The following is a 278-nucleotide window of genomic DNA, read 5'->3' as shown; positions in this document are numbered from 1 at the left end:
GCCCCTATCAGGGTGGCAGTTTGCACTCTTGTTTAATCTGTTTTTCGTGACGCTGGCGTTGGTCTTCTGGTTTCGTTCGAAAGAAACAGAAAATCATAACGCTCAACACAAGGGAGTCAGCATTAAACAGCTGCTTTCCAGCGGTATCGCATGGCAAGTTACACTCGCGCTAGGTTTAAATTCATTTACCTTCTACTCGTTCGCTAGTTGGCTACCAAAAATCTTGCTAGACCAAGGCATGACCGAAACAGAAGCCGGTTACATCTACGGTTTGTTAC

General features: G+C 45.7%; 1 pseudogene. It reads left to right on the top strand.

Features of this window, described 5'->3' with window-relative positions:
- A pseudogene (locus tag AB4585_RS29145) lies at nucleotides 1-278 on the top strand (MFS transporter); the annotation flags it as partial.

Source organism: Vibrio sp. 10N.222.49.C9, from assembly GCF_041474985.1.
Classification (GTDB): domain Bacteria; phylum Pseudomonadota; class Gammaproteobacteria; order Enterobacterales; family Vibrionaceae; genus Vibrio; species Vibrio crassostreae_C.
Note: the sequence above shows the minus strand (reverse complement) of the source record. Positions and strands in the feature narration are given on the sequence as shown.